Origin of the sequence: Erwinia oleae (assembly GCF_000770305.1) — a bacterium.
GTDB classification, from domain to species: Bacteria; Pseudomonadota; Gammaproteobacteria; order Enterobacterales; family Enterobacteriaceae; genus Erwinia; species Erwinia oleae.
The window spans coordinates 1-8,830 of the sequence record NZ_JNVB01000115.1 but is presented as its reverse complement, the minus strand read 5'-3'; the positions used below and the strand labels follow the sequence as shown (position 1 = coordinate 8,830).

General features: G+C 49.5%; 8 protein-coding genes. 4 read left to right on the top strand and 4 right to left on the bottom strand.

Annotation, left to right across the window (positions count from 1 at the left end; all coding sequences use genetic code 11):
- A partial coding sequence (locus GS12_RS23775; RefSeq protein ID WP_034947075.1) for an IS3 family transposase occupies positions 1 to 207 on the top strand: 207 nt, incomplete at its 5' end.
- Positions 170 to 802, top strand: a complete 633-nt coding sequence (locus tag GS12_RS21630; protein WP_160279931.1) for a hypothetical protein — start codon at positions 170 to 172, stop codon at positions 800 to 802. The genes GS12_RS23775 and GS12_RS21630, both read left to right, overlap by 38 nt.
- A gap of 40 nt (positions 803 to 842) precedes the next feature.
- Here GS12_RS21630 and GS12_RS23770 read toward each other — a convergent pair whose 3' ends face one another.
- Together GS12_RS23770 and GS12_RS21625 are read right to left on the bottom strand one after the other, a co-directional pair.
- The gene (locus GS12_RS23770) at positions 843 to 1,436 is read right to left on the bottom strand and encodes a MerR family transcriptional regulator (protein WP_072016943.1); all 594 of its coding nucleotides are present in this window, start codon (positions 1,434 to 1,436) and stop codon (positions 843 to 845) included.
- Between the two features lie 2 nt (positions 1,437 to 1,438).
- A complete protein-coding gene (locus GS12_RS21625) occupies positions 1,439 to 2,902 on the bottom strand; it encodes a tyrosine-type recombinase/integrase (RefSeq protein WP_034950791.1) in 1,464 nt (487 codons plus the stop codon).
- 157 nt (positions 2,903 to 3,059) lie between these two features.
- Here GS12_RS21625 and mutS point away from each other — a divergent pair, with 157 nt between their 5' ends.
- Positions 3,060 to 5,621 carry a DNA mismatch repair protein MutS gene (gene mutS, locus GS12_RS21620; RefSeq protein ID WP_034950789.1) on the top strand — a complete coding sequence of 854 codons (2,562 nt, stop codon included), beginning with the start codon at positions 3,060 to 3,062 and terminating at the stop codon, positions 5,619 to 5,621.
- A gap of 229 nt (positions 5,622 to 5,850) precedes the next feature.
- Positions 5,851 to 7,173, top strand: coding sequence for a hypothetical protein (locus GS12_RS23120; protein WP_152601468.1), 1,323 nt, complete (start codon positions 5,851 to 5,853; stop codon positions 7,171 to 7,173).
- Positions 7,174 to 7,231: 58 nt separating this feature from the next.
- Here GS12_RS23120 and rpoS read toward each other — a convergent pair whose 3' ends face one another.
- Positions 7,232 to 8,224 carry an RNA polymerase sigma factor RpoS gene (gene rpoS / locus GS12_RS21610; protein ID WP_034950786.1) on the bottom strand — a complete coding sequence of 331 codons (993 nt, stop codon included), beginning with the start codon at positions 8,222 to 8,224 and terminating at the stop codon, positions 7,232 to 7,234.
- 50 nt (positions 8,225 to 8,274) lie between these two features.
- Positions 8,275 to 8,830 (bottom strand): murein hydrolase activator NlpD (gene nlpD / locus GS12_RS21605; RefSeq protein ID WP_034950783.1); only part of this gene is annotated, 556 nt, incomplete at its 5' end.

Below are 8,830 nucleotides of genomic sequence, written 5' to 3'. Positions count from 1 at the left end.
GATAATGCGGTTGCAGAAAGCTTTTTCCAGTTGCTGAAGCGTGAACGGATAAAGAAAAAGATCTATGGAACGCGGGAAGAAGCCCGCAGCGATATTTTTGATTACATCGAAATGTTTTATAACAGTAAGCGTCGGCATGGTTCGAGTGATCAGATGCCACCGACGGAATATGAAAATCAATATTATCGACGGCTCAGAAGTGTCTAGATTATCCGTGGCGATTCATTGTTTCCCGTTCCCTGTCATTACTCAGAGTCTCAAGTTTGACAATACTGACTCGGAATTAATTCAAGTTCTCAAGTATTACGGTTTAGGTATAGTGGTCCTAACCATTACATTGCTACCTGCTTTCTACTTTATTCACATTAAAAATTCGGTAAGTTATATAAAACAAAGCATGACAACTTTTGGATTGGCTTTGCTTTTTCTGATAGCTCTATCTCTAATGCTTCCTGTTATTCCCACTTTAATTGTTAATTTCGCGGCAAGATTAGTTGGAATAAATGGCTTTGAAGTCATAAGACCAGCAATTTCAGTCGAAAATCGGCCCGCTGAAAAATTCAAAGATCCACAGTGGCATTTATCAACATCCAACGATGGGAGGTTTTATCTTTTTGATGGGGTTAAACTTTTCTCATTTGGTACATTAGAACTTTTATGCCCTCCCAATGTTTTAGATTCCTATAAAGCCACTCTGCATTACATCTTAGCTTCCAAAAGATATGATGAGGAGACTAGGAAAATGCTTCATAAAGAAACAAAAACTTGTCAGATATTTAACATTGAAGACCTTCGCTATTAGTAAAAAAAGGTGCTTGAATAAAGCACCTTAATATTTTCGCTCAATGCCTTATATCCAAATTAGATAATATTTCATGTTTCTCTTGTTGTGAAGTTGATTCAAGAATAATGCATTGGATAGTCTCACGAAAAATACTGTGCCATATTTTTCTTTCTTCTGCATTTCTCCATTGCCTTGATAGAGCTTCTTCTACACTTATCCAAATTACTTCGCAAGTATGATTTTTTAGGCAATCTTTAAAAATACTGTGTGGTAAAGTAAGAATATGTCCAATGATTTTATCATCACTACTATCTGCCCAGAATGGCTGAGGCTCGACAAAATCTTTTAAAGAGGTAAAAGCCAATCCTCTAACCTGGGCGGCCTGCATAGTGCTACTTACTCTATGATTGTTTCTCCAGGCACGAAGATCACCAAGCAAATAATTCACCCGTTGGTTGCGAACTTTGCTTTCAGAAGATTGATATTGAACATACGGTGGACCATCACCATTCTGACGGTAACGAGCAAGGGTTTTAACACTTACTCCTAAATACAGTGCAGCTAAATCTACCCCAATGGTGGCATCATCTGGCATGTCACCAAACAAACTCCAGACCTCTGACATTTCTCTCAAGGTTTCAATAGCACTCATGCTTACTTCCCAGAATATTCAGGTATTGGTGGGTATTTTGCTGAAGCCAGTAAATTATTATATAACCCTGGCGCAGTCATCAGCATATGTAGCTCAATCCGCTGTAGTGCCTCAAACACACGGTTTTTGTCCGGTTCAGCATATCTCTCGGTAGGATCGGTTGTGTTACGGTGATTCAGGAGCTTCTTTACAACAGCATAGGAGCCAATCTCTTCAGCGATCCTGCCAAAGGTTCTTCTCAGGTCATGAGTGCCTAACTTAGCGATTCCGGCTTCTGCACATAGGTATTCCCTAAGTGTTTTACTATCACTATAGTGCCCGCTTTTGCTTCGAGGTGATCGTGCTGGAAACACCCATTTTCTGCGACTCGCTTTTACTTCCTTATCAAAAACGATATCCCTTCTTTGCTCTAACAAACATCTGACAGCATCACAGATGGGAAGCTCATGATTCGTCCTGTTCTTAGTATCAAAGAAGAAAATGTTCCTATTAGCCAAATCGACATAGCTCGTAGACTTTGCTTGTTCTGCCGATAGCTCCTCTCTCCAGCATAGAGAAGCCGTTTCTTCCTTTCTCGCTCCCAGTAACACCGTTAGCAGGAGGTAATCGCACCCAAGGCGATTAAAGCTTCTTTTGTTATGTAAAGCATCAAGAAATTTACCCAATGTATCTTTTGCGGAAAGCGGATTTCTCACACCTTTTGACTGATAGCTTTCTTCTAGTTCAGAGCGACTGCGGTATTTCTTTTGCACTCTGAGCACAGTGAATGGGTTGTAAGTGAGAACAGGCAGTCGTTGCTGGCTTTGTGCATTCATCGCTTCTACATCGATAGAATGTTGAACTGCCACATTTGCCCATCTGAAAGTCTGCTCGGCCGTCGTTCTGGTCTTTGAGGCTATCTCATCAAACTTCTTAAGAATGAGGCTTCCTGTGAGGTCACGGACTCTATACCGCTCCCACTCTTTAAGCTTCTGTTCCGCTTTATCGAGCACCCGGATTGAATTTGGTTTTGCTGGTTTGCTTCGTCCTAGAAGGTGCTGACGATATTGAGCAAAAATCTCACTGAGGGTCAGCTCTGCGATATCAGCTTCTCGTTTAACTGTATTTGGGTTTCTTTTAGTAGATTTCATCGATTGTGCGTAGGTTCTCGCAACTTCACGAGCCTGATCAATCGAAGCAAAATCCGATACATTACCTATCGTCGCTCTAATGACCTGCGAAGGTGACTTTCCTTCTGAAGGACTTCTGTCTCCTCCCGAAACTCTTCTCTGGATGATATAGGTCTTCTTTGTTGCACTGATCTTTACACCAAAGCCTACGGGTGAATCACGGTGGCTGTCAGTGATAAGATACGGTTTACCAGAAATGTTAGGCACATACACAACTCGTCCATCTGAATCTAACTCAGGTTTGGTTTCTATCGATAACTTATTGATAATTATTGATTGATTCAGATTCATCTTCACAGTTGTTGCCTCATGTATACCAGAAGAGCCATGTTGTATTCTCGATAGTAGCTAGAATACATCTGGCATACAAATTTTCGGATTTAGATGGATTTATCAGGGTTTCAAATGAGGCCACTTGAGTACTTCTAAAGCCATAAAAACGAGTTAATTCAATATGAAAGAGTCTACAGATAAGGACTTTTCAACCCACACGCCCATGATGCAGCAGTACCTGCGTCTTAAAGCCGAACATCCTGACATCCTGCTGTTCTATCGTATGGGCGATTTCTATGAGCTGTTTTACGACGACGCCAAACGCGCAGCACAGCTGATGGATATCTCGCTGACCAAACGCGGCGCGTCGGCGGGCGAACCGATACCGATGGCGGGCGTTCCCTATCATGCGGTGGAGAACTATCTGGCAAAGCTGGTGCAGTTGGGCGAATCGGTAGCCATCTGTGAGCAGATTGGCGATCCGGCGCTGAGCAAAGGCCCGGTCGAGCGTAAAGTCGTGCGTATCGTCACGCCGGGCACCATCAGCGATGAAGCTTTGTTGCAGGAGCGCCAGGACAATCTGCTGGCGGCTATCTGGCAGGGCGCCGACGGCTTTGGCTATGCCACGCTGGATATCAGCTCCGGTCGCTTCCGCCTCGCAGAGCCAGAGGACGCGGAGACGATGGCGGCGGAGCTTCAGCGCACCCATCCTGCCGAACTGCTCTACGCCGAAGATTTTGCGACAATGACGCTGATTGAGCATCGGCGTGGGCTGCGGCGTCGTCCGGTGTGGGAATTTGAAGTTGATACCGCGCGTCAGCAGCTCACGATGCAATTCGGCACCCGCGACCTTAGCGGTTTTGGCGTCGAGCAGGCGCCACGCGCGCTGCGCGCTGCGGGCTGTCTGCTGCAATATGTGAAAGACACTCAGCGCACCACGCTGCCTCACATCCGCTCGCTGACGATGGAACGGCAGCAGGACGGCATCATTATGGATGCCGCCACGCGGCGAAATCTGGAGATCACCCAGAATCTGGCCGGCGGTATCGAAAACACCCTGGCGTCCGTGCTGGACAAAACCGTCACGCCGATGGGCAGCCGCATGCTCAAGCGCTGGCTGCATATGCCCATTCGCAACGTTGAGGTGCTGACCCACCGCCAGCAAAGCATCGCCGCACTTCAGGATCTTAATGCGGAGGTTTCGCCGCTTCTGCGTCAGGTTGGCGATCTGGAGCGTATTCTTGCCCGGCTGGCGCTGCGTACCGCCAGGCCACGCGATCTGGCCCGCATGCGCCACGCTTTTCAGCAACTACCGCAGCTTGATTCACTGCTGGCGGACTCCGCCACGCCGCATCTGCAAACGCTTCGCGCGCAGATGGGGCAGTTCGATGAACTGCGCGAACTGCTGGAGCGCGCCATCATTGAAACGCCGCCGGTGCTGGTACGCGACGGCGGCGTGATAGCGCCAGGCTACGATGCAGAACTTGATGAGTGGCGCGCGCTGGCGGACGGCGCAACGGACTATCTGGATCGTCTGGAGGTGCGTGAGCGCGAAAAACTGGGACTGGATACGCTCAAGGTCGGCTTTAACGGCGTACATGGTTATTACATTCAGGTCAGCCGCGGACAGAGCCATCTGGTGCCGATACACTACGTACGTCGCCAGACGTTGAAAAACGCCGAGCGCTACATCATTCCCGAACTCAAAGAGTATGAAGACAAAGTCCTGACCTCAAAAGGGAAAGCGCTGGCGCTGGAGAAGGCGCTCTACGAGCAGCTGTTCGACCTGCTGCTGCCGCATCTTGAGGCATTGCAACTGAGCGCCGCCGCGCTGGCCGAACTGGATGTGCTGGCCAACCTCGCCGAGCGCGCGTGGACGTTAAACTACGCCTGTCCAACCTTTAGCGACAAGCCGGGCATTCGCCTTGGCGAGGCGCGACATCCGGTGGTTGAACAGGTGTTGAAAGAGCCCTTTATTGCTAACCCGCTTTCGCTTTCCCCGCAGCGACGTATGCTGGTGATCACCGGCCCCAATATGGGCGGTAAAAGCACCTACATGCGCCAGGCAGCATTGATTGTACTGATGGCTTACATCGGCAGCTTTGTTCCGGCGGCGGAGGCGGATATCGGGCCGGTGGATCGCATCTTTACCCGAGTAGGCGCGGCGGACGATCTGGCTTCAGGGCGTTCAACCTTTATGGTGGAGATGACCGAAACGGCCAATATTCTGCATAACGCCACGGAACACAGCCTGGTGCTGATGGATGAAATTGGCCGCGGCACTTCAACCTATGACGGCCTGTCACTTGCCTGGGCCTGCGCCGAAAGCCTGGCAAACCGCATTAAAGCAATGACGCTGTTTGCCACACACTACTTTGAGTTGACTACGCTGGCTGAACAAATGGAAGGTGTGGCAAACGTGCATCTGGACGCCATTGAACACGGTGACACCATTGCCTTTATGCACAGCGTACAGGATGGCGCCGCCAGTAAGAGCTACGGGCTGGCCGTGGCGGCGCTGGCGGGCGTGCCGAAAGAGGTGATTAAACGCGCGCGTCAGAAGCTCAAAGAGCTTGAAAAGATATCCGGTAACGCGGCCACAACGCAGGTCGATGGCGCACAGCTTCCGCTGCTGGTTGAGGAAACCTCTCCGGCGGTTGAAGCGCTTGAAGCGCTCGATCCTGATTCGCTCTCGCCGCGTCAGGCGCTGGAGTGGATTTACCGGCTCAAGGCGCTGGTCTGACCGTCGCCCGCCTTAACGGCGGGCTTTTTATTAACGTTCATCCGGTTGATCTCCCACTCATATTCACTATTCCTTTCCCTGACATGGAACATTCCCCCCTCGCCTCCCACGAAATGACAGTGATGAAGCGTTCATACAGGTTGCATTGCTTGCTGCTCTCTTCTTTATGAGCCGGGCGGTGTCAGGCCGTTTTATCTCTGTTGTTTATCCTAAACTAGTGGAGAACGTCATGAATATGAGAGTCAGTACGGGTGCATCATTTAAAGATGCTGCAAACCTCAGCGATTTCAATTCGCTTGCCACGTTGCAAGGCGGTAAGAAGAGCGAGTCGCCTCTACCAGGAAAATTCGGCCCATTTATGTATAGCGGCGGCAGTGAAAAACCGAACCTTCAATCATTCGCATCGGAATATGATTCGCTTATTGATAAGCTGATGAAACAGGGCCAGGAAGAGTTAAAAAGAATGAAAGAGGAGCTGTCACAGCCGTCCTCTGAAGGTGAACAAGCCCCTTCGTCTGCTGCCTTTAACGAAAATACCAGCGCCAGTGGAACCCAGAATACGATGAAGCAGTTGCAGGCGCTGCTTGAAAGCATCACTAAATTTATTCAGCAAAGCCAGCAATCATCCGGCACCAGTAATCCATCCAGCACCGGTAATTCATCCGAGGCGCAACTCAGTAATGCCTTATCACAGCTGAAAGAGATACTTTCAGCTGCTGGCGCATCAGCAGCCTCCGGCACGACCGAAACGGCCGCCACCGGCACGGAAAACAGCGGCCCTGCCATGCCAAAAGATGAGAAAGACACCAGCGTGCCCCCTTCCAGCAGCACCCTGTTCAAGAACATGGATGGCGATAACCGCTCTGCCGATCAAATTATCAATGACAACCCGGTGTTGAAAAATCTGGGTAATCAAAAAGATATCAAACAGGATAAATTAAAGGAGCAGTTTGGCGACTGGACCTCTGCTAATCCGGATGAGAAAAGCCGCGCGCTGGCGGCCAAAAACATGTCCTACTTCCTCAACGGCGTAAAAGGACTGAGCAACCGTGAAGGCGGCGATCGCGGCGATATACATAATAACGGTAAGATTGAAGGGTTAACCAAAGACGGCGATGCGCGTCACGGTACGGAAGCCGCGATTGTGAAAGACGTTGCCGAGCAGGGGCTGGATAAGATGTTCCCAAAAGATGGCAAGCTTACCCAGACCAATGACAAAATGGTTAACCTGAACGGCACCAATAAAAGCGGTTTCCAGGGCGTTATGCTCACATTAGGTAAAATATTTGCATTCTTCCCACCGCTGAGCAATTTCATGACCGGTATGGGCAAATCAGAAAGCTCCAATTTTGGCGATATGCTTAAAGAAGGGTTTAAAGGCTACGGCAAAACGTTACTTGATGGACTCAAAGGTATTGTTGAGGGGCTGAAGCGTGGCAAAATCAATCCTATCCAACTGGCACTGAGCGCTTACAAAGGCGAAGTGACCAATACATACGTTGCAAATGACGTTAAATCAGATGTTAAAGATAAATTTAAAGAGATAGTTTAATCAAATCTTAAGCAAAAAAAAAGCGGTGGCAAATGCCACCGCTCTTCACATTACCTGATTATTCACGGAACAACGCTTCGATGCTCAACCCCTGACCCTGCAAAATTTCCCGCAGGCGGCGCAGACCTTCAACCTGAATCTGACGAACGCGTTCGCGGGTCAGACCGATTTCACGGCCAACGTCTTCCAGCGTTGCGGCTTCATAGCCCAGCAAACCGAAACGACGCGCCAACACTTCACGCTGTTTGGCGTTCAGTTCGAACAGCCATTTAACGATGCTTTGTTTCATGTCATCGTCCTGCGTGGTGTCTTCCGGGCCGTTGTCTTTTTCGTCGGCCAGGATGTCCAGCAGCGCTTTTTCAGAATCCCCGCCCAGCGGCGTGTCAACTGAGGTAATGCGCTCGTTGAGGCGCAGCATACGGCTGACATCATCAACAGGCTTATCAAGCTGTTCGGCAATCTCTTCCGCACTTGGCTCGTGATCAAGCTTATGGGCAAGCTCACGCGCGGTACGCAGGTATACGTTCAGCTCTTTAACGATGTGAATCGGCAGGCGGATTGTGCGGGTTTGATTCATGATCGCCCGTTCAATCGTCTGACGAATCCACCAGGTGGCGTAGGTAGAGAAACGGAACCCTCTTTCCGGGTCAAACTTTTCTACCGCGCGGATCAGGCCGAGGTTACCTTCTTCAATCAGATCCAGCAGCGCCAGACCACGATTGCTGTAACGACGGGCAATCTTCACCACCAGACGTAAATTACTTTCAATCATACGACGACGCGATGGTACATCACCACGAAGCGCACGACGGGCGAAGAAAACTTCTTCTTCAGCCGTTAAGAGAGGAGAATATCCGATTTCTCCCAGATAAAGCTGCGTCGCATCAAGCACGCGCTGCGAGGCGCCCTGTGAAAGCAGCTCTTCTTCAGCTAATTCAGAGTCAGCAGGTTCGTTTCCGACAAGAGCTTTCTCATCAAAAATCTCAGCTCCGTTTTCATCCAATTCCGCGTCGTCATTTAAATCATTAACTTTCAGCGTATTCTGGTTCATAAGCGGCTCCTACCCGTGATCCCAAGGCAGAACGGCTTCGTTCTGCCAGTTTATCGCTGCGGTAAATAACGCAACGGGTTGACGGATTTCCCCTTGTAACGAATTTCAAAATGCAGTCGTACCGAACTGGTGCCGGTACTGCCCATGGTCGCAATTTTCTGGCCCGCTTTAACTTCTTGTTGCTCGCGAACCAGCATTGTATCGTTGTGAGCATAGGCACTCAGATAGTCATCATTATGTTTAATGATAATCAAATTACCGTAGCCGCGAAGCGCATTACCTGCGTAAACAACACGCCCTGAGGCGGTCGAAACAATGGCCTGACCTCGCGATCCCGCGATATCGACGCCTTTATTGCCCCCTTCAGAGGCAGAGAAGTTGTCGATAATCTTACCGTCTGTCGGCCAACGCCATGTGCCCACCGGAGTGGAGCTGTTCGTTGTACTGCTAACGGTTGGGGCGGTAACCGGCGCTGTCGTCGTTGCGACAGTTTGTGTACCGGATGATGGCAACATTTTGCCTTCACTTGGTTTACCCGAATCCTCAGAATACGTAATAACTGGCTGATGTGCAACCGTTCCTCCAGCAACCTGTGTAGAGGTCGGC